The following is a 20,872-nucleotide window of genomic DNA, read 5'->3' on the forward strand; positions in this document are numbered from 1 at the left end:
ACATCATCAATGATATGTAAAAATTTAATTACTCACCATTAATTCAACAGTACTCACACCAGATAAATTAATGATATATTGTATCAATCAATTAACGATTAATGCGATAGAACTACACATTGGAATAATATAGTGTTATAACACACCGTATTAATTTAGTTGGTAGCTGACTAAAAAAAATCAAACATGCCAAGTTGCTAAATATCACTACAATGAAATTTTATATACATACATGGTGGAATAACCGATGACAGATCTTATTTTGGGGGGAACCGTTTTTATACCTGGGATCATACTCATATTTTTTTTAGGGTTCTTTTCATGGTTAATCTTTAGGACTACTTATATAAATTTAATGAGCAAATATGAATATGCAGGTAATCTGTTTGATATCTCTATGTTGTTTTTATGTATTTTATGCATACACTTCGTTATTAATTCGTAGTTGGTAAAAATGAATATCAGAAAATATTTAATCATCGTTCTCTCTTTGTTCATCATTATTTCCTCTATTTATTTACTCTGGAACCATTATGCATTAAGCCCATGGACCCGTGATGGCCGGATAAGAGCTGAGATCAACCAAGTAACCGCTGAGGTTTCAGGTAAAATTGATAATCTTTTAATCATTGATAACCAAGAAGTTAAAAAAGGTGATTTGTTATTAATTATAGACCCGACAGATTATGAGATTAAAGTTCGCCAATCTGAACTCGAACTCAACGAACTGATTATTCAACATAACTTTGCAAAAAACCAATTAGCTAGACGTACAAAACTAAACCAAGTCGCCATTTCAAAAGAAGAGCTTGAAGATGCTCAGTCTCGGTTAGCAAGTCTGACTCAAAAGATAGAGTTGGCGAAAGTAAAGATAAATAAAGCAAAGATTGATCTTTCAAGAACGCAAATATTCTCTCCCGTAAATGGCTTTATCACGAACTTAAACCTTAGAACAGGCAATTATATTAATGCAGGTTCACCGTTGTTCGCTATTGTAGATAAAGACTCCTACTATGTTATCGCCTATTTGGAAGAAACTAAAATGACAAATGTGGTTATAGGGGATAATGCAAAAATACAGCTATATGGCAATAACAATGAATTAAGTGGAAAAGTACAAAGCATCGGCCGAGCAATCGATGATAATAACTCATCAACAGGTAACCAATTATTAGAGAATGTGCAACCCAACTACCCGTGGGTTAGGCTAGCGCAACGTGTGCCAGTCAAAATATCGCTGCAAAATAACCAAAATATATCCTTGATCCCAGGAACGACTTGCACTGTATTTATTGAAGAGTAAGCAATGAAATTAAACTGGTTATTTGCAATCAAGTATACATTAGCTATTTTACTTGCTTGGTTTTTATCCTCTTATTTTGGCTTTGATAAGCCATATTGGTCGATGATGACCGTTGCTATTATTGGCTATCCAGATCCATCACTAAGCTTAGCTAAAATGGCAGCAAGGTTATCAGGTAGCGTTATTGGGGTTATTGCTGTTACACTCATTGCCAATATCAGTATCAACGATCATTGGATTTTTACTGCATTAATCATTATTTGGCTATCGATATGTCTTTTTATGACATTAATTTCGCGTTATATGATGCCATATATGTTTTCGTTATCGGGTTACACCTCTGCAATCATTGCTTTCGGAACATCAGTATTCCCATTGCCAATGACAATTTTTAACTTATCTCAAGAACGGTTAATGGAAGTGACCATTGGGATTATCGTGTACACTTTTATAACCTACCTACTACCTAATCAATCGAATATACCTCAAACAAAATTAATCGATAAAAAAATAAAAACAGAAAAAAAACAGTTATTATCAAACTTGTTTAAACACCAAAATGATAAAATTCATACAAGCTTAAAAACTGTACTGGAAAGTAGCATTAGCTTTGATGAAACAAGCCAATATGAAAGCCATTTTTTATCGTTTAAAACAGCAAAGCGTAAAGCAAAACAGTTACCTATGCTGATCGTTTTTTCCATCATGGGCATGGTTGATAAACACTTTTTAAAATACACTAGCTACAAACAATTTTTAGACTTTAAAAACCAAGAACGTGATTTAACTGATAACAGCTTTTATTATTTTTTTGATTGGAAAGATGCTTTTTTAAATACACTTAGGCTAGTGATCAGCCTGGTTATTAGCGTCTTATTTTGGCTAAACACAGGCTGGGAATATGGTTATATACTCCCTGTATTAGTGAGTATTTCATTTACATTTGGGGTGACTATCCCCAATGCCAATAAACTCGCCTTTATTATATTAGTCGTTGCCATTCTAGTGATTATTGTCAGCTATATATTGAAGTTTTACTTTTTAATTCAAGCATCTAGTTATGCTCAAGCTGTAATGATCATGGCACCAATATTTTTAATTCTTGGTGTTTTAAAATCCGTAGGTAAACTCGCCTTTTTGCTTTCTCATGTCGTATGCATTTCTATGATATTTCTCATTAATTTCACCAATCCAATGGATTTTGATTTTTCTTACTTTGCTAACACTTCAATTGCACTTATTTTTTCCATTATCATTGTGATATTGATGCTATATATCATTCCACTGAGTAGTGCTCAGCAAATCGAGTCACGTAAAATGAATTTTATGTTGCAAAAAATTAGCAGCATGACATCTAAAGACCTTAATTCAGATAAATTAAAAAATACGATACTATTGAATATTAGTGCTATTTCTAACCCTAAGCACATGAATAAACTTTATGTTTTATTGTCCTTAATTAGTCTCTACCAACTAGCTAAGTCACATGACGCTAAAGATGAAATTTTTTATCTCATTCATAGTGTCTCTGTAGGCAAAGATAAGAGTGTGATTCTTTCCTCAGTAAATTTAGCCGATAAATCAAACTCTGACATTAGCTTAAAATATAGCCATAATATTCTTAATTTCTTGCTCTAATTATAAACGAGGTGGACATGTTTGAATTATTAACTGCAATTGGGATTGGGCTCGCGGTATTATTGCCCTTGTCTAATCCATTAACAACTGTTGCATTATTTCTCGGCTTATCGGGTGGAATGACGATTGATGCTCGTAAGAAAACCATAAATACAACGCCTATTTATGTTTTTTTTATTATGCTTGTTTCATGGTATTCAGGCCAAGCCATTATGAATACGTTTGGTGTCAGTATTCCAGGGCTAAGGATCGCAGGCGGTTTTATTGTCGCTTACATTGGCTTTAGAATGCTATTCCCAGCTGTTGAAGCCAATAAAAACAGTGATGAAGAAAAGATATTGGATAATACCTCTAGCATTGCTTTCGTTCCTTTAGCGATGCCAAGTACTGCGGGGCCAGGAACAATTGCAATGATCATCAGTATGGCCTCATCTGTCATCACGAATGAAAGTGAATACCCTCATTGGGTTGTTTTAGTTGCCCCACCATTAGTTTTTTTCTTATTTTCCATTATTCTTTGGGCCTGTTTGAAAAGCTCAAATATGATCATGAAATTTTTTGGGACAAGTGGTATCGATGCAATATCAAGAATAATGGGATTTTTATTAGTTTGTATGGGAGTGCAGTTTATTATCACAGGAATTGGTGAATTAACCCGATCGGGCTTCTTTTATTAACTATTTTCCTATAACCATCATTAAACTAAGGTAAAATTAAAAGGACTGAGCCCTGTCATATACAGAATTCAGTCCTTAAAGGCAGATTAAATTATTGTCTAGTTTTATGGCCTCAGTTCACTTTTTAGGGAGCCTACCATTTGATTTACTTAAATCCCTAATGCCAAGACATTAATGACTAACAAGCAAAAACTTACAATAACTATAATGCCAATAAACATCACTTTCATGTGAATTAACTCATCATAGGTGTTGACTCAGTTAACTGTAGCCTATGAATGAGATAATTCCTAGCTCGATGACAATAATGCTTATAATAAATGCATTTAGTTAGCCTTATATACAACAAAACCTCGCAGAGCGAGGTTTTGAATAATATTCTAACTGGCTATTAATAAGCCTAAGGTTTTATCGCCCTTTGATATAAGGGTGAATAATTAAACCTAAATAGATTTTATTAATTATTACAGTGCAATTACGTTTGCAGCAGCTGGGCCTTTAGCGCCATTTTCGATAGAAAATGAAACTTGTTGGCCTTCAGCTAAAGATTTGAAGCTATCGCTCTGGATTGCAGAAAAGTGAACAAACACATCTTTGCTGCCATCAGCAGGAGTAATAAAACCAAAACCTTTATCATCGTTAAACCATTTTACTGAACCAGTCATTGTATTAGACATAGAATTTCCTTTAATTTTTTAGATTTGCCATAAGGCACATTTTTGTTTGGTTGTTTATTGGTACTTATGGAATTAATTAGAAGGAATTCGCAATGAAGGGGTATCTGAGATAACGCTTAATGGTGAACAACTTTAAACTGACTAGCATAAATAGGCCTGTACTTCCAAACCAGTGAGAGTATTAAGCCACACATAAAACATAATTGCAATTTTATTTTACGCCCTGACACAAAATTATGCATAATTCTCTCAAAATCACACTGAGTAAATCGCCATTTAGCCCCCAATTTGAGACATAAAAAAACCCGCCAAATCTGGCGGGTTAATATTGTTAACATTATGATTTTACATCTTTATTTTCAATCGCGATGACTTGCTCTTTTTCTTCCTCTGGAATTTCATATTCAATATTTAATGCTAATAACCCACCCGATAATTCAGCAGATTCAATTTTTGCATTTTTACCTAAATTGAATTCAAGGGAGAACTTGTTTTGCGTGATCCCTTTGTGGATCCATTTTTCTGAATCATTGTTTAATTCAGTGGATTGCTCACCTTGTATACACAATTTCCCACCTTTCATGGATACCGTTAAATCATCTTCCTTATAACCTGGCACACTCACCGTTAATTGATAGTGTGTATCATCTATTTGTTTTAAATTATAAGGATGCTCTGAAGTTAACGGGCGATTACCTGTTAATTGACTAAACAATCTATCTATTTGGTCAAATCTGTTTGAAAGCAAGTTATCCGATAATGCAGGGAATAATGAAAAAGATCGAATGTTAGACATAAACGCTCCTTCAATATTGTATATCGCAAACTAAACGCACATAACCTATGCACCATTCATCATAAACCTAGTGTGGAGTAACTCTTTACCTTGGTGCGTTATTTATATAAGGCTCACAGCGAATATTTCAAGTGCTCTATAGCACTTTTTTTCAATTTTTTATTGGTAGGTTTTAAGTATTAATTGGAAGATAAAATAGGCATATTGGATATTATTTGCAGGTTATCCCAATGCCTTTATGTATCTCCATCATTTTTGTGTCACATTTTCGGCACAGCTCGTCACACCATCAATGATGGCTAAAGTGACCCCCTAGGATGTGCACTCTTCTGTTTATTGGGATATCAAAACCTTTATCTGATTGAATAACCACCCAGCCCAAGGACGGGCTAGATTATTTATACATTGCTTCATTTATCGTGCCAGACACATTGTCTAGGTCAATACAATTGAATGTTAGGGTTCTATCCTCCAAAAACACTCTAATGGAATATATCTTCTCCATTGAAGCGCCTACTTCCTGTGGATATCCAGCATACGGTGCTAATTGTTCTTTTTGCCACTTTTTGCAAGACTTGAAGTCGCCTAGCTCTTTCACTTTTACAAGTTGCTTATAAGGCCTTACTACTTCAGGCTTTTTATTGTTATCTAGCATTGTTTGTAGCTCATCTAAGCTGTATGTAGTAGCCATTGCCACCTGTGGAAAATACACAAGTAACATAACCGCTAGTACTCTTTTCATCTCACCACCCCACCAATTAGTTTCAGTAATGTTAGCTTAGCGAGAGTGCAAATTGAAGCAAAGCTGGCTATTACATAAGTATTGCCTATAAATTCACATGCAAGTAACTTAAACAAAGGTAATAGCGTGCCAGACTAGGATGAGTTATGGATATAAAAATAGGACAGCCACTTGATATTTCATTTGAAACCATTGGGTTTGAGGATAAATATGGCTCGGTTGAATTCAAAATAACGATAATAACGAGTGGATTCGATTATTACCAATCGATGAGCCTAAATACATGGTTATCATATTGTGATATTGATGAGTTCATCAAAAATTTGAGTGAAAAGAAAGAGTCAAAACTAACTGATTTAGGTGAGGATTTTAATCTAATAATTAACTCAAGTGAAAATTATATCGAATGGTCTCACGTAGAACATCGATATTCAGAAAATATATTTTCAACATTTAAAGTCAGAAGAGAGCTTAATGATTTTTACCCTAACATTGTAGAAGCATTTAAGGATTACCCTAGGTGGTGGGGTAAATAACTACAAGCAAACAAAAAACCTGCCAAAGCAGGTTATTCATTAGGCGTACTCGCTCAGGCTTGAACTGACAGGTTTTGTGGATAGAACACAACTATGCCTGACAGTCTGGCTTAAGCGAGGAGCGGAAGTTCATGACCTTCCACCTCGCAAAATACAAGTCTTCATGCGATGGTACACTTAAATATCCAATCTTTGACCAAAGCAAAGATAATCTCCATTATCAAATAACATTACTTCTACATGGTCTTTTCTATCACCAATATGACAATATAGTCCTTTGTAATCTATCCCATCATAAGTGACATTTACTTGTCCAAACTTCACGATTGGATATGAAATAGCCCAAGTCCCATCGAGCCTTTCAATGTTTTCGATGTCATGAATGATCAGCGATTGAGATATTGGCTTGTTGATGTTTCTAATGTCATACAAATCCTGCATAAATGAATCAAGAGTTCTATATTCCATTTTATTTAGATGTTTAGCGATTGTGCAGATTAAAAAAATATCTAAGGGAATAGAACTTGTTAAACTACTTAAGTCATCATAAAGGGCTTTCACCAAATTTAAGTCCGGAAATGAGTCATATTTTTTCCACATTTCGAATAATATTTCTTTTAAATCCATTTTCTCAAAATGCACATAACTCTGCCTCAGAATAGGTGCTTGGCTAAGCATTTCTTTGATTTTCGGTATGTGCACATTTGGATTGAATTGGTGATTATTGAAATAATCTGACTCTCTGAATTTTTTTGGCACACTCAAAGCATAACTCTCTGCATTTAAGTTCCAATTCAATATGTCATCGTGAAAAAAAACATAGCAATAATTATTGAAGTCATCATCGATTTTCAGATAGATGAAGCATATGAAGTTTGACACTATATATTGGGAGGGAATAGTGACATTGCTGCTACTGGTAGTTACATTCCGGCCCTTAGATTGGATAATTATCTGCTTTGCAAGATGTTTGTTTATTGGATTCAATAAAACAAGGTCTGAACCATTTTCGTCATAATTTGGTTTAAGAAACTTGATACTAGCATGGCTAAGTATTGTTTTTATATGATCTTCTGCCAAGTGTTCTAAAGGTTTATTGTCCATAATAACTCCAGTATTTTTTAAAACCACCCCACACCTAAGGACGTTGTATTAATTTTTTCACGATTAATGTTTTTATTTCGAGTGAGTAACCTATACCAATTTACCCGTTTTGGTAAAGAACATTATCTTACTCGACTGGTTTGATGAACCAAATTTTACACATGAGCGCAGTTTTCAGCTTGGTTTCTTTCAGATTAAGCGACCAAAACAGTTTTCACTCAGCCTGTGCACGCAGCGGACAACATAGGTGACCATTAGATCTGCTGCGAGCGAAAAGCTGAAGTTAGAAATTGTGACTTACTCCTAGTTGAACCCCCAATGTTGGTAGTCTCTTTATCTGAAACATTATAGTATTCCCATGAAGACTAGTTTTTCTACTAACCGAGCAAAAGCCAACACTCATCTGCCTGGCGATAATCCACATGTATGGGTGTAATTAATCAAGGAAATTAACTGCTATGACTGATAAGTTTGTTAGTAAAATTATTAAGGGAAAAATCAAACCACCAATACGTGCTGATTTCAATCTTGAAAAATGGAATGGAGAGTGGGCTAAGGTTGAGGCAAACGCTTCAGCGAGAGATAAAAAAATCTATACGATGGGCATAATTATAGATGATGTGCTGAGAAATATTAGAGAAAAACTAGTTGATTTATATGGTCGCACACCAAAAACAAATTATGAAAAGCTGATGATATCGTATATTGCAAGTTCCAATAGGACTTCAGCCGTTGCGCTTAAACTTGCAAAAGTAACACCAGCGACACATGCTAATGACATAATGCTGAAAACAGATAGGATAGGAAATAAACATAGCTTAGGAGAGATCGTTCATGGAGCTGTTGATGGTTTTCAGCTCGCGATAAGAGAATGCATAAAATGCATTGAGAATAATAATCAAATAAAAAAATCTGCTGAACCAATAGATGAAATGATTTTTATCCAGAACGAAAGTTCGTTATCTCAGTTATATAATACTTACATCCATCTTTGGCAATGTGTTTTATGGAGTGATTATAATGTAGTAGAGATTGATGCTAAAAATAAAACATTCAGAATTGAACAACCAAATACACCTTTTGAAATTGCATTTAATAATAGCAGCCAACGAAAAGAACGCCTTTCAGCCCAAATGACACTTATAGCTTCTCAAGCTAATATATATCTATTTTTTAATAATGATAAATATATTTTTATTACTCAGGGAAATAAAAAAAGAGTGGCAAAAGTTGCATCTATTAGTAAAGCAACCAGGGAATTAAAAATAATAAACGCACAATGGAGGATGGCTGAGTTTGATCTTGAAGACCACTTTCCTAGAGAGTGGTTAAATAACGATTTTGGTAAAGGTTTTTGTTTATCAGAAGTGTTGAATGTAATGAGATTATTGATGCTCATAGCTAATATTGAGACTGAAAAATATCCAGAAGATGATAGTGTATTTAATGTTAATAAATTAAGAGAATTTTGTCCAACCGTTCAAGCAAGCTCATTAGAACATGCCTTGTGCGAAGCAACTGACATTAACGTGGTTAAGGTTAGTAAGATTCTTGATTTTCTAACATTCAATTCTTCTCCAACTGGAGATATTTGGTGTCAGCCATTGGTGAAATTAAAGAAAAATAAATATGCATTATTAACTAGTGCATTAAACGCACCAGTGATATTTAGGCTCTTCGAGCGTTGGGCTAATCTTTTTAATATTGATCTTAGTAAAAAAGGAACAACATACGAAATAAAGGTTTTGAGTGAAATAAATAATGCACTCGGAAAAAATGAATTTATAACTGACTATGACAATGCAATATCTAGAAGAATTAAGGTAAAGGCAGGCGAAGAAGAAATTGATTTATTAGCAAGAATCGATGATTTGATTTTGATTGGTGAAGCAAAATCTATAGTTACAACTGATTCGGAAATATCCAAGTATCGAACTTCTGAAATACTTCAACATGCAGGAGAGCAGGTCGTAAGAAAAACAAAGTTTTTAAAAGAAAATTTACAAGATATTTTTGAGCTATTGAATTGGAGTTATGATGAGAATAAAAATTATAAATTTTCAGGCTTTATCATTAACAGTAGTCGTATATTTATTGGGCATGAATTTAATTCAATCCCTGTAGCTGATGAAAAAATACTTCAGGCTTATTTTGATTCAAATAAAATAAATCTTTTGACCGTGGGCTCACAAGATAAGATAAAAACTATCGCTTGGTATAGACTGTATAACGACATCAATGAATTAAAAGATAATTTCAATAAATATATTTTATCCCCACCACAATTGCATGCTAATACTAATAATTATGAGTATAACGAAATAATTTTACCATATATTAATTATGACTCTTATAAGATTTCAAAAAAATATCTTGTATCTAAACCAAGTAGTCTACTAGCCCCCATTGAACAGGAACATAGTTTCCCGGTGATCAAATCAGCAGATTATGAGGTAGAGGTTAAGTCTATTAACGTGAGTATTTGATTTTTTTAGATATACTGAATGATATTGTACTAGCGATGTAACTAACAACGCATATCATCACTATTTTCCCCTAAGATGAAACGCCTGTTGTTGGCATAGGGCTGATAAACAGCCCTGATAGATTTATACTTCAATTGACTCAGAAATTTCCAATGCATCATCGACTTCAATACCGAGGTAACGAACCGTGCTTTCCAGTTTTTTATGTCCTAGTAATAACTGAATTACACGAAGATTCTTTGTTTTCTGGTAGATCAGGTATGGCTTAGTTCTGCGCATAGAATGTGTGCTGTACAACGAATTATCAAGGCCTAACTTTTCAATCCAACCATGAAAAATACGATTGTATTGTCTAGTAGAAATATGTTGAGCAGAACCGACTCGGGATTGGAAAATATAGTCCGCACTATGTAAGTGAGCCATTCTTTTCCATGCAGCAACTGAATCTTGAGTTCCCTTAGTCAGCTCAAATTGGACAGGACTACCCGTCTTTTGTTGCAACACAGTTGCTCTGCTGGAGACTGCACCGCCATATGCAACATCTGACACTCTCAACTTAACGAGATCACAGCCCCGAAGCTTGCTATCCAACAAGACACCACTAAAAATAAAGTAGAAAGTCGTGAAGAAATAAAACCAGAGCCGCCTAGCGAAACAGAGCGTTTAGTCGAGAGTTTTTTCAAGAAAAAATGGCTACTTATCACCTCAGCATCTTTTGTGCTTATACTCTTTGTCGCCTCAGTATTCTTTGTGAAAGTAATTGCTGTATGACTATTTTTAGCATAGAGCTCTAGACCAGCAATGCCTCATATTCGTATTTTCTTTTCCGTTTTTTCTTACACTTAATTCATGTGAAAATTGGCTAATCATCCATGCTGATAGTGTATTCAAACTATTGCTTCGTTTTATTTTACCCCTGAACTGGGGTATTTTTATTCTCAACTCTCACCTATTTGTTGATATTTACAATTAATTAGCTTACTTATGTAAAACTCGAATTAATTCTGCATTTATTTAAATAGAGCTCTCGTGATTAGATGAAAATATTTTATGTGTCCTTCGCATCTATGGGTTCATGATGTTTATGGCGCTTGGATGCCTGAGAACGACCAAGTCCAAATTTCTTTATTAAACCAAAGATTGAGTAATAATGTCCCCTATGTGTCCCCAAATGGAATTGAAATTAACAATACTCGTTTTAATTCAAATAGATAACCATATCACACTGGCATTGACATAATTTCTTGATATGCCGCCACTAACTTATTACGGACTTGAATCCCCATTTGCAGGCTTAAACTGGCTTTTTGCATATCCACCATCACATCATTTAGGGAGATATCCTGCTTCCCAAGGGTGAAATTTTCAATTTGCTTCGCCGAGTCATTACGCGTTTTATTGATTTGGTTAACGGATGCAACAAGATGATCCGCAAAGCCTACAGGCTCGATAGCAGGTTTTATTGGGTTAGTCGCTTGTGTCGCCACCACATTTAATTGTGAAATAACCCCTTCAATGGCTTGAACTGTCATGATGATCTCTTTTCAATATAGTGAATATGTACCGCTAATTCATTCGTCGAGCTTACCCTATCACACCCTTTTCAACTTGAAGCCGATAAATAACACCAAAATTATAGGCTGATTCCGTCATTAGATTGCCCCAAGACAAGAAATAATAGCAAAGTGAAAAAGTGACGTTACGAAGAGGGAAATAACATTGTTTCACCAAAAGTATTTTCATCCGTCTAGTAGTCTGCCAAGCAGGGAATATTTATGAGTGCCGCATCTAAAGACACAGGAGAGGCTAAAAAAGGGTTTGCCTCAATGGTTGACCGCATTAAAGCCGATCCTAAAATACCGTTAATGATTGCAGCTGCTGCTGCCGTCGCAATTATCGTTGCCCTCCTTCTCTGGTTACGTAGCCCCGACTACCGTGTCCTGCTTAGCAACCTAAGTGCTAAGGATGGTGGGGACATTGTTGGTCAGCTAACGCAGATGAACGTCCCTTATCAAATCGCTGATAATGGTAGCGCCATTTTAGTTCCAGCCGATAAAGTGCATGAGTTGCGCTTAAAACTGGCTCAGTCAGGCTTACCCAAAGGGGGTAACACGGGTTTCGAGCTGTTAGATAAAGAACAGTTTGGTATTAGCCAATTTAGTGAGCAAATTAACTACCAGCGCGCACTGGAAGGTGAGTTATCGCGCACGATTGAGTCACTCAGCCCTGTACAAAGCGCTCGGGTACATTTAGCTATCCCTAAACCGACTTTGTTTGTGCGTGAGCAAAAATTGCCGACTGCATCAGTCACGGTGGGCTTATTGCCGGGCAGAATGCTTGATGAAGGGCAAATTAGTGCCATTGTCCATATGGTGTCGAGCAGTGTCACAGGCCTGACGGCGACGAATGTCATTATTGTTGACCAAGCGGGTCGCTTACTCACCAATAACGATAACAGCCAACAATCCGCCAACAGTGCGCAAATTAAAATGACCAAAGAGATGGAATCCCATCTTAAACAGCGCATTGAAGATATTCTTTCCCCATTAGTGGGCCGTGCCAATATTCATGCACAAGTCACCGCGCAAATGGATTTCTCCAAGGTTGAACAAACCTCGGAAGAATATAAGCCGAACCAAACAGCAGATAGCGCCGCTATTCGTTCCCGCCAAAACAGCCAAAGTATGCAAAATAACAATGGCGGAACAGGTGGCGTACCGGGTGCGTTATCAAACCAACCTGTTAGCGCACCAAATGCGCCAATTGAAACGAATAAAGATAATAAAGACGCACAGCAAACCACCAATAACCGCAATAACACGACTAACTCGCAAAGCGATGAAACCACCAATTACGAGGTGGATCGCAAAATTAGTCACACTCAACGGCAAATTGGCGTAGTTGATAGGCTCTCGGTCGCAGTTATCGTCAATTACCATTCACAAGAAGGTGAAAACGGCGCAGAAATGAAGCCGTTGCCACCGGAAATGATGCAACAAATTGAAGCATTAACCCGTGAAGCCATGGGCTACTCCACCGCGCGTGGTGACTCGTTAAATATAACTAACTCGTTATTTACGAATGATACGCCAATTGAAGTTGAACCGTCGTTACTGGAGAGCCCGCAGTTTATCGCCCAGTTACTGGATTACGGCAAAATTCTGCTGATTGCCCTAATTGCTTGGTTTATGTGGCGTTTTGGTATCAAACCACAATGGGTTAAATACCGTAAAACGCAGCAAGCGCAAACGGATGCCGAAATGTTTGTGGCAACTCAGATGAAAACACCACTTGTGGTGGACGAAGAAATTAACGAAGACATGGATGAGCAAACACGCCGCCGTCTGACTCGTCAACGTGTTAGCGCTGAAATTCAAAGTCAACGTATTCGCGAAATGGCTGAAAAAGACCCACAAATCGTGGCAATGGTTATCCGTCAGTGGTTAGGAAAAGCGTAATGAGTTTAAGTGGAACAGAAAAAAGCGCCGTGATGTTAATGACACTCGGCGAAGATCAGGCGGCAGAAGTGTTTAAGCACCTGAATCCAAAAGAAGTTCAGCAACTGAGTATGGCGGTGTCTAACATGCGCCAGATCTCCAATAACGAACTGGCGGAAGTTCTCACCGAGTTTGAAGAGTCGGCAATTCAATTTGCGGCGCTGAACATTAATACCAATGACTACCTGCGCTCTGTTCTTATTAAAGCGCTGGGTGAAGAGCGTGCGGCAAGCCTGCTTGAGGATATCTTTGAAAAACAAGAGACTACCTCTGGTATCGAAAGCCTCAACTACATGGAGCCACAAACCGTTGCCGATATTATCCGTGATGAGCATCCACAGATTATCGCCACCATTTTGGTTCACTTAAAACGCAACCTTGCAGCCGATGTGTTGGAACTGTTCGAAGAGCGTCAACGCAATGACATTATGCTGCGTATCGCGACATTCGGTGGCGTACAGCCTGCGGCACTCGCCGAACTAACCGAAGTGTTAAACAATTTGCTGGATGGCCAAAACCTCAAACGCAGCAAAATGGGTGGCATAAGAACTGCGGCAGAAATTATCAACCTGATGAAGAGCCAGCAAGAGGAAAGCGTTATCGATGCGATGCGTGATTACGACGGTGAATTGGCGCAGCGCATCATTGATGAAATGTTCCTGTTCGAAAACCTTATCGAGGTGGACAACCGCAGTATTCAACGTATTTTGCAAGAAGTGTCTACCGACTCGCTGGTTATTGCCCTCAAAGGCAGCAACCAAGCTCTGCGCGACCACTTCCTCAACAATATGGCAGCACGTGCGGCGGAAATTGTTCGCGACGATTTGGAATCTCGCTCGCCAGTGCGTATGTCTCAAGTGGAAAACGAACAAAAAGCTATCCTGCTGGTTGTTCGCCGCTTAGTCGAGAAAGGCGAAATCGCCATCGGTGGTGGAGACGACGTGTATGTCTAAAACAAAACCGGCCCATGACCAATGGCAGCCTTGGAAATTACGTGAACTTAATCAATGGGAGCTGAACTCATCCGCTATTCCATCATTAAGTGACGTCCCAGAGCCCGATGCACCCAAAGTGCCGTGCCTTGAGCCCAAAGAAGTGTTAGAGCAAATAAACCTGCTCGATAACATTAAAGAAGATGCCCAGCGTACTGGGTATCAACAAGGTCATGAAAAAGGCCAAAAAGACGGTTATCAAGCCGGGTTTGAGCAAGGCTTACGGGCGGGCGAAGAGCAAGGGCGTGAGCAAGCACTCGCTTTACAGCAACCCGTTATTGAAACGTGGCAGAAATTATTGTCGGAGTTTAATTACTCCCTCGATACCTTCGATACCGTGGTAACCACCAAATTATTACAGATTGCCTTAACGGCGGCTAAGCAAGTGCTTGGGCAGTCTACAGTATGTGACGGTACCGCACTACTCGAAGAGATCAGTAATCTCTTACAGCAAAAGCCCATTTTCACTGGGCAGCCTGAGTTACACGTCAACCCGAATCACGTTGAGTTAATTGAGCAACATCTTGGCTCGTTACTAAGCCTGCATGGGTGGCGCTTAGTGGCTGACCCGAAACTGCACTTAGGTGGCTGCCGTGTGGTCGCTGAAGACGGTGAAATCGATATGACTGTTGCGACACGTTGGCAAGAATTGTGCCGTTTATACGCACCGGAGAGCCTTTCATGACCGCACGTTTGGGACGCTGGATTGCCTCGCTTGACGATTTAGGATCGCGAATGAAAGGGATCCCGATGGTGCGCCGTTATGGCCGTTTAACCAAAATTACGGGGTTAGTTATGGAAGCCGAGGGGATAAAAATGCCTCTCGGTGCCACCTGTTTTATTGAGCGTTCCATTAATGGCGGCACGGATGAAGTGGTTTGCGAAGTGGTGGGGTTTAACGGCCCACGCATGCTCCTGATGCCACTCGCCGATCTCGAAGGGATTGCTCCCGGTGCCCGTGTGTATGCGCAATCAACGGGTGACGATGGCCAAACCAGCCGCTTACTACCGATTGGTAATGAATTGCTGGGCCGCGTATTGGATGCCCAAGGCACGCCCCTTGATGGTAAAGGCCCTTTAGAAGTGAAAACCCGAGCACCGCTCATCACGCCACCGATCAACCCGCTAGAGCGTACGCCAATTAGCAGCGTGCTGGATGTCGGTGTTCGTGCAATTAATGCCTTACTCACCGTTGGGCGCGGGCAGCGTATGGGCCTGTTTGCAGGTTCTGGTGTGGGGAAAAGTGTGCTGCTAGGTATGATGGCGCGGTTTACGCAAGCCGATATTATCGTGGTTGGCTTAATTGGTGAACGGGGACGTGAAGTTAAAGACTTTATCGAAAATATTTTAGGCGCAGAAGGCTTAAAACGCGCAGTTGTGGTTGCCGCACCTGCGGATGTTTCGCCGCTTTTGCGTATGCAAGGTGCCTCTTATGCTACGCGTATTGCCGAGTACTTTCGCGACCAAGGCCTTAGCGTATTGCTGATTATGGACTCACTCACCCGTTATAGTATGGCACAACGTGAGATTGCCCTTGCTGTAGGTGAGCCCCCTGCAACAAAAGGCTACCCACCGTCTGTTTTCGCTAAATTACCTGCGCTCGTTGAACGTGCGGGTAACGGTAAAAATGGCGGTTCGATCACTGCGTTTTACACGGTATTGACCGAGGGGGATGACCAGCAAGACCCAATAGCAGACTCTGCTCGCGCTATTCTTGATGGCCACATTGTGCTTTCACGCTCTTTAGCCGAGTCTGGGCACTACCCTGCTATTGATATCGAAGCCTCTATAAGCCGTGCGATGACCGAATTAATTCCGAAGGAACACTATCGGAAGATTCAGCGGTTTAAACAATTAACATCAAGCTACCAGCGTAACCGCGATTTAATCAACGTGGGGGCGTATGCCATGGGGAGCGACCCTATGTTGGATACTGCTATTCAGTATTACCCACGGATGTCGAAATTTTTGCAGCAAGATATTGATGAGCGTTGTGACTATCAAACTGCTTGCGAACAACTCATGCATGTTGTTCCCAACGAGTAATGAGGGGATAAATGGCCAAAAACAATGCGTTGGCAACTTTGCTCAGTTTAGCTGAGGAAGCCTCTGAAGAGGCCGCAAAAGTGTTAGCTCAAGTGCGCCAAACACATACGCAAATGGCGCAACAACTGAGCATGTTGGAAAACTACCAATCTGAATACCGACAGAAACTAAACCAAACGCTACACAGCGGTATGGCATCGGATAAGTGGCAGAATTACCAACAGTTTTTGGTCACATTAGAACTGACCATCGAACAACAGCAGCAACAACTTAATGTATGGGAACAACGAGTTAACGATGCCAACCGCCATTGGCAAGAAAAACAGCAACGCGTCAATGCATTCGATACCTTAATTCAACGCGCTGAACACACTGAATACCAACGTCAAAATCGCTTAGAGCAAAAGCAAATGGATGAATTTGCTCAACGCGCGACTTTACGGAGACCACAATAGATGGACATCAACGCTAACAGCGTGCCAACACCTGCGCCTGCCAAAAACAGTAACGCGCAGCAACATGGATCACGTATTGATGAAGACCAAGCCCCAGCCCTGCCTTTTCAAGCAGTGCTGGATAACCAGCAGCCTACGCCTAAAGAAAGCACGGCGACCTCACCTATTGACGAAAAATCAGTCAATAAAGAGATTGTTGATAACAAGCTGGCTGGGGTGAATGAAAAAGCCGCTGAGCCCGCCAGTGGCGTGCAAAAAAGTGCTGAAAACACCATCGAACAGTTGAATTTTAGCCGTAATTTGCGCCCAGATAGCGTACAAACCGCATTGAATGCCGATTTATTAACGGGCAAAGAAGCCAATGAACAATCTTGGCTCAATAACTTAAAACAATCATTAAGCAATCAACCCCAATTAATGGGTAAACCGTTGGCAGCGCCAGAAACGCATCCCACTCTTGGGGCATTTACCCAACGCATGCAGCAACTTAACCAAGGTACTCATGAAGTGCTACCTGATGATGGCAAGCACCTCGAAGGCTCGCAATTGCAATTAGCCGGTGAAGACGAAGCCCCTGCTTTAGGCACCGTGATTAAGAACGAAAAAGAAGAGCGCCGCGACCAACCGCTTTTTGCACTTGATAACCAACGTGATGTCCGTGGGAAAAACCTGACTCAGGACTTTATGCCGTTGAACAAAAAAGTCAGCGACAAAGACGCCCTGACGAACGTGCAAACGCTGGCGAACGAAACGTTAAACCAAACGGCAAAAGGCGCGTTTACCTTGCAAACGGACACTGGAGCATTTACCACCAGTGCCTCGCAGCATACCTCCGCGCAGCCAATCAGTATGATGCCAACGGCCTCAACAGTTCAAGCGGCAACGATGAATGCGCCAACCGCAGTCCCCACCCAGCATTTAACCAGCCAATTAGGCAGTGAAGCCTGGCAACAGCAGTTAAGCCAGCACATGCTGTTTTTCTCACGCCAAGGGGTTTCCCAAGCACAAATTCGTTTACACCCTGAAGAGTTAGGTTCGCTCAATGTGCATTTACGCATTGAAGACAACCAAGCAGTAATGCACTTTGTGTCGCCTCACAGCCATGTACGCGCAGCGATGGAATCGATGATGCCAGTGCTACGCAGTGCACTGCAAGAAAGTGGCATTCATTTGGCACAAGGCTCTGTGGGGCAGGAGAACTTAAACCAGCATTCTGATGGTTCACAACAAGGCTCACAACAGCAACACGATGGGCAAATTCAGGCAACACACCCGTCGGTCGGCGTGGTTGGTATCAGTGAGGCCAATGCCACTGTTTCTGCGAAAACCACCCAAGTTCGCCAAGGTGGTATTAGTACCTTTGCATAATTAATAAACAAAATGCGGTGATTTCACAACTAAAGCGCCGAGTTACCGCCTTTTTGTTTCGTTTTTCACTCCTTTAACTCTCAACAAGCAAGCCATAATGCTAGAGATCATAAAGAAAAAAACCCATTTGGGTTTAGCATCCAAGAAACAGGAATTCAGCTAACATGTCGTCACGCAAAGAATCTAAACGTTCGAATAAAGGGTTGCTCATTCTGTTCGCCCTTGTTGCCCTCGCGGGTGCTGGTTTTGGTGGGTACACCTGGTGGACGACACAGCAAGGCCCTCAAGCGCTGAGTGAAGAAGAAAAGCGCCCAAATATGCCTCAACCCATCTTTATGGAATTAGAGCCGTTTACGGTGAACTTGGCTGGCGTTGACGGCCCTGACCGCGTGCTCTATATCCACGTGACATTGCGCCTTGCGAACGAAAAATCTCGCAAGCAACTTCATGAATACCTTCCTGAAGTTCGCAGTCGCTTACTGCTACTTTTATCAGAGCAAAAAGCCAAAAACATTGAAAATCATGATGGTAAGTTGCAGCTAATGAAAGAAATTAAGCAAACACTCACCCCAACCCTGATCCCCGGCGATACCGATCAGGATATTTCCGATGTGTTATTTACGACTTTTATTCTGCGGTAATATTCATGAGCGATAATATTTTATCTCAGGCTGAAATTGATGCGCTTCTTAATGATGATGCGCCATCAAGCAACACGCCTGCACCTGAAATGCAAGGGAAAGACCATGTCCGCCCTTACGACCCGAATACCCAACGTCGGGTTATTCGTGAGCGCATGCAGTCCCTTGAAATCATTAATGAGCGTTTCGCCCGTCAGTTCCGCATGGGGCTGTTTAACATGTTGCGCCGTAGCCCCGACATCACCGTCGGTGGCATTAAAATCGAGCCTTATCATGAATTTGCTCGTAACTTACCCGTGCCAACAAACTTAAACCTGATCCACATGCCGCCATTGCGAGGCACGGCCCTATTTACCTTCGAACCTGCGTTAGTCTATATCGCCGTTGATAACTTATTTGGTGGCGATGGCCGTTTCCCTGTACGCCAAGAAGGCAAAGAGTTTACCAATACCGAACAGCGCATTATTAATCGCATGTTGAAATTAGCATTGGGCGCTTACCGTGATGCATGGAAGCCCATTGCCGATATCGAAGTGGAATATGTGCGCTCCGAAGTACAAGTTAAATTTACCAATATCACCACCTCGCCAAACGACATTGTCGTCACGACCCCGTTTTTAGTTGAGATTGGTAACACGGTGGGTGAATTCAGTATTTGTATCCCTATTGCCATGATTGAGCCGTTGCGTGAGCGTTTAATCAACCCACCAGTGGAGCAAGGGCATCAGGAAAATGAAGCATGGGTCTCTAACCTTGTGACCCAAGTGAAACGTTCTGAACTTGAGTTGGTTGCCAACTTTGTTGACATTCCAATGCGAATTTCTCGCTTACTGCAACTGCAAAAAGGGGATGTCATCCCTATTGAGAAGCCAGACCGCCTGATGGTGAATGTCGATGGCGTGCCGGTCTTAACCAGTCAATACGGCACCCAAAATGGCCAATATGCGTTGCGTGTAGAACATTTGATTAACCCTGTTTTAAACACTCTAGATGAGGAAAGTACCAATGAGTGAGGCGAAGAACTCTCCTGATGCATCAACCAATCACGACAGTGAAGACCTGTGGGCTGAAGCGTTAGAACAGCAAAAAAAAGCGGAATCCGCCTCTGCTGGTGCACAGGCCTTTGATAACTTTGATGGGCAAAATCCATTAAATCAGTTATCCGATATCGACATGATTATGGATATTCCCGTTCGCCTATCGGTTGAGCTGGGTCGCACAAAAATGACCATTAAAAAGCTGCTGAGTTTATCCCAAGGTTCCGTGGTGTCTTTAGACGGTTTAGCGGGCGAGCCACTGGATATTTTAATCAACGGTTATTTAATTGCGCAGGGTGAAGTGGTCGTGGTTTCAGATAATTACGGTATTCGAATTACTGACATCATTACGCCATCAGAACGTATGCGCCGCTTAAGCCGTTAAGATACAAGGGCAATTGCCAATGACGATGTTTTCGCAAATCGAGCCAGTGACGCCAGCGCAAACGGCGCCATTTTTATCCAATACGATTGCGCACAGTGAACCAAATGCACCCGCCATTAACCAAAACGATAGCTTGGTGCAAATTTCAGGTTCGCTCGGCGGTATTATTTTGCTGATCCTAGCAGGTGCTTGGTTGGTGAAAAAGCTAGGGTTCGCGCCGAAGAAATTTGGCAAAGACTCACTGGTAAAAGTCAAAAGCAGTTGCTCATTAGGCAATAAAGAACGGGTTGTGGTGGTCGAAGTGAATAACGAATGTTTGGTACTCGGGGTGACAGCGCAAAGTATCAATGTGCTGCATCAATACCCTGCACAAACTGAACATTTGCCCGTTTCAACCAATGAGCCACTGACATTCCAATCTGTTTTCAAGAAAAAACAAGATGCTGCGAACCTTGCGGCGTCAGTGACTCCTTTGTATAAGTAGCCGGAAGC

The 20,872-nt window shown here is 40.4% G+C and carries 21 protein-coding genes; 15 read left to right on the forward strand and 6 right to left on the reverse strand.

What is annotated here, in order from left to right; translation table 11 throughout:
* The first annotated feature begins 454 nt into the window (after positions 1-454).
* The 3 genes from AC4IFT_RS12675 to AC4IFT_RS12685 are packed head-to-tail and all read left to right on the forward strand — an operon-like array spanning position 455 to position 3,618.
* Positions 455-1,303 carry an efflux RND transporter periplasmic adaptor subunit gene (locus AC4IFT_RS12675; protein ID WP_490751501.1) on the forward strand — a complete coding sequence of 283 codons (849 nt, stop codon included), beginning with the start codon at positions 455-457 and terminating at the stop codon, positions 1,301-1,303.
* A 3-nt stretch (positions 1,304-1,306) separates the two neighbouring features.
* Positions 1,307-2,941 (forward strand): FUSC family protein, encoded by a 1,635-nt coding sequence (locus AC4IFT_RS12680; protein WP_490751502.1) that lies wholly within the window; start codon positions 1,307-1,309, stop codon positions 2,939-2,941.
* A 17-nt stretch (positions 2,942-2,958) separates the two neighbouring features.
* On the forward strand, positions 2,959-3,618 hold the full coding sequence (locus AC4IFT_RS12685) for a MarC family NAAT transporter (RefSeq protein ID WP_490751503.1): 660 nt from the start codon (positions 2,959-2,961) through the stop codon (positions 3,616-3,618).
* Positions 3,619-4,082: 464 nt separating this feature from the next.
* Here the strand turns inward: AC4IFT_RS12685 and cspE are convergent, their stop codons facing one another.
* From cspE to AC4IFT_RS12700, 3 genes are all read right to left on the reverse strand, one after another.
* Entirely contained in the window at positions 4,083-4,295 is a 213-nt protein-coding gene (gene cspE / locus AC4IFT_RS12690; RefSeq protein WP_490734990.1) for a transcription antiterminator/RNA stability regulator CspE, read from the reverse strand.
* 337 nt (positions 4,296-4,632) lie between these two features.
* Complete coding sequence (locus AC4IFT_RS12695; protein WP_490734989.1) at positions 4,633-5,091, reverse strand: Hsp20 family protein; 459 nt, start codon at positions 5,089-5,091, stop codon at positions 4,633-4,635.
* 394 nt (positions 5,092-5,485) lie between these two features.
* A complete protein-coding gene (locus AC4IFT_RS12700) occupies positions 5,486-5,833 on the reverse strand; it encodes a hypothetical protein (protein WP_490734987.1) in 348 nt (115 codons plus the stop codon).
* A gap of 146 nt (positions 5,834-5,979) precedes the next feature.
* On the opposite strand from AC4IFT_RS12700, the gene AC4IFT_RS12705 reads away from it, so the two are divergent.
* Positions 5,980-6,369, forward strand: a complete 390-nt coding sequence (locus tag AC4IFT_RS12705) for a hypothetical protein (protein WP_490751504.1) — start codon at positions 5,980-5,982, stop codon at positions 6,367-6,369.
* 177 nt (positions 6,370-6,546) lie between these two features.
* Here the strand turns inward: AC4IFT_RS12705 and AC4IFT_RS12710 are convergent, their stop codons facing one another.
* Complete coding sequence (locus tag AC4IFT_RS12710) at positions 6,547-7,473, reverse strand: hypothetical protein (protein ID WP_490751505.1); 927 nt, start codon at positions 7,471-7,473, stop codon at positions 6,547-6,549.
* Between the two features lie 458 nt (positions 7,474-7,931).
* Here AC4IFT_RS12710 and AC4IFT_RS12715 point away from each other — a divergent pair, with 458 nt between their 5' ends.
* On the forward strand, positions 7,932-9,959 hold the full coding sequence (locus AC4IFT_RS12715; protein WP_490751506.1) for a hypothetical protein: 2,028 nt from the start codon (positions 7,932-7,934) through the stop codon (positions 9,957-9,959).
* A gap of 123 nt (positions 9,960-10,082) precedes the next feature.
* Here AC4IFT_RS12715 and AC4IFT_RS12720 read toward each other — a convergent pair whose 3' ends face one another.
* Together AC4IFT_RS12720 and fliE are read right to left on the reverse strand one after the other, a co-directional pair.
* Positions 10,083-10,568 carry a tyrosine-type recombinase/integrase gene (locus AC4IFT_RS12720; RefSeq protein ID WP_490751526.1) on the reverse strand — a complete coding sequence of 162 codons (486 nt, stop codon included), beginning with the start codon at positions 10,566-10,568 and terminating at the stop codon, positions 10,083-10,085.
* 611 nt (positions 10,569-11,179) lie between these two features.
* Positions 11,180-11,491 (reverse strand): flagellar hook-basal body complex protein FliE, encoded by a 312-nt coding sequence (fliE, locus tag AC4IFT_RS12725; RefSeq protein ID WP_004909916.1) that lies wholly within the window; start codon positions 11,489-11,491, stop codon positions 11,180-11,182.
* 243 nt (positions 11,492-11,734) lie between these two features.
* Here fliE and fliF point away from each other — a divergent pair, with 243 nt between their 5' ends.
* The 10 genes from fliF to fliO all read left to right on the forward strand — a co-directional run bounded on the left by fliF (position 11,735) and on the right by fliO (position 20,864).
* Complete coding sequence (gene fliF, locus AC4IFT_RS12730) at positions 11,735-13,417, forward strand: flagellar basal-body MS-ring/collar protein FliF (RefSeq protein WP_219249035.1); 1,683 nt, start codon at positions 11,735-11,737, stop codon at positions 13,415-13,417.
* On the forward strand, positions 13,417-14,409 hold the full coding sequence (fliG, locus tag AC4IFT_RS12735) for a flagellar motor switch protein FliG (RefSeq protein ID WP_219249482.1): 993 nt from the start codon (positions 13,417-13,419) through the stop codon (positions 14,407-14,409). The genes fliF and fliG overlap by 1 nt, the downstream gene beginning before the upstream one ends.
* Positions 14,402-15,133, forward strand: coding sequence for a flagellar assembly protein FliH (gene fliH / locus AC4IFT_RS12740; RefSeq protein WP_490734968.1), 732 nt, complete (start codon positions 14,402-14,404; stop codon positions 15,131-15,133). The genes fliG and fliH overlap by 8 nt, the downstream gene beginning before the upstream one ends.
* Entirely contained in the window at positions 15,130-16,494 is a 1,365-nt protein-coding gene (fliI, locus tag AC4IFT_RS12745) for a flagellar protein export ATPase FliI (protein ID WP_490751507.1), read from the forward strand. Before fliH ends, fliI begins: the two co-directional genes overlap by 4 nt.
* 11 nt (positions 16,495-16,505) lie before the next feature.
* Positions 16,506-16,949, forward strand: a complete 444-nt coding sequence (gene fliJ / locus AC4IFT_RS12750) for a flagellar export protein FliJ (RefSeq protein WP_490734966.1) — start codon at positions 16,506-16,508, stop codon at positions 16,947-16,949.
* Complete coding sequence (locus tag AC4IFT_RS12755; RefSeq protein WP_490751508.1) at positions 16,950-18,317, forward strand: flagellar hook-length control protein FliK; 1,368 nt, start codon at positions 16,950-16,952, stop codon at positions 18,315-18,317.
* Between the two features lie 164 nt (positions 18,318-18,481).
* Entirely contained in the window at positions 18,482-18,958 is a 477-nt protein-coding gene (gene fliL, locus AC4IFT_RS12760) for a flagellar basal body-associated protein FliL (protein ID WP_219249045.1), read from the forward strand.
* A 5-nt stretch (positions 18,959-18,963) separates the two neighbouring features.
* Positions 18,964-19,971 carry a flagellar motor switch protein FliM gene (fliM, locus tag AC4IFT_RS12765; protein ID WP_206083866.1) on the forward strand — a complete coding sequence of 336 codons (1,008 nt, stop codon included), beginning with the start codon at positions 18,964-18,966 and terminating at the stop codon, positions 19,969-19,971.
* Positions 19,964-20,380, forward strand: coding sequence for a flagellar motor switch protein FliN (gene fliN / locus AC4IFT_RS12770; protein WP_004255621.1), 417 nt, complete (start codon positions 19,964-19,966; stop codon positions 20,378-20,380). Before fliM ends, fliN begins: the two co-directional genes overlap by 8 nt.
* 19 nt (positions 20,381-20,399) lie before the next feature.
* Positions 20,400-20,864: a flagellar biosynthetic protein FliO gene (gene fliO, locus AC4IFT_RS12775; protein ID WP_275076071.1), complete on the forward strand. Its 465-nt coding sequence runs from the start codon at positions 20,400-20,402 to the stop codon at positions 20,862-20,864.
* The last annotated feature ends 8 nt before the right edge of the window (positions 20,865-20,872 follow it).

The sequence above is a fragment of the Providencia sp. UF-183 genome, assembly GCF_058246155.1.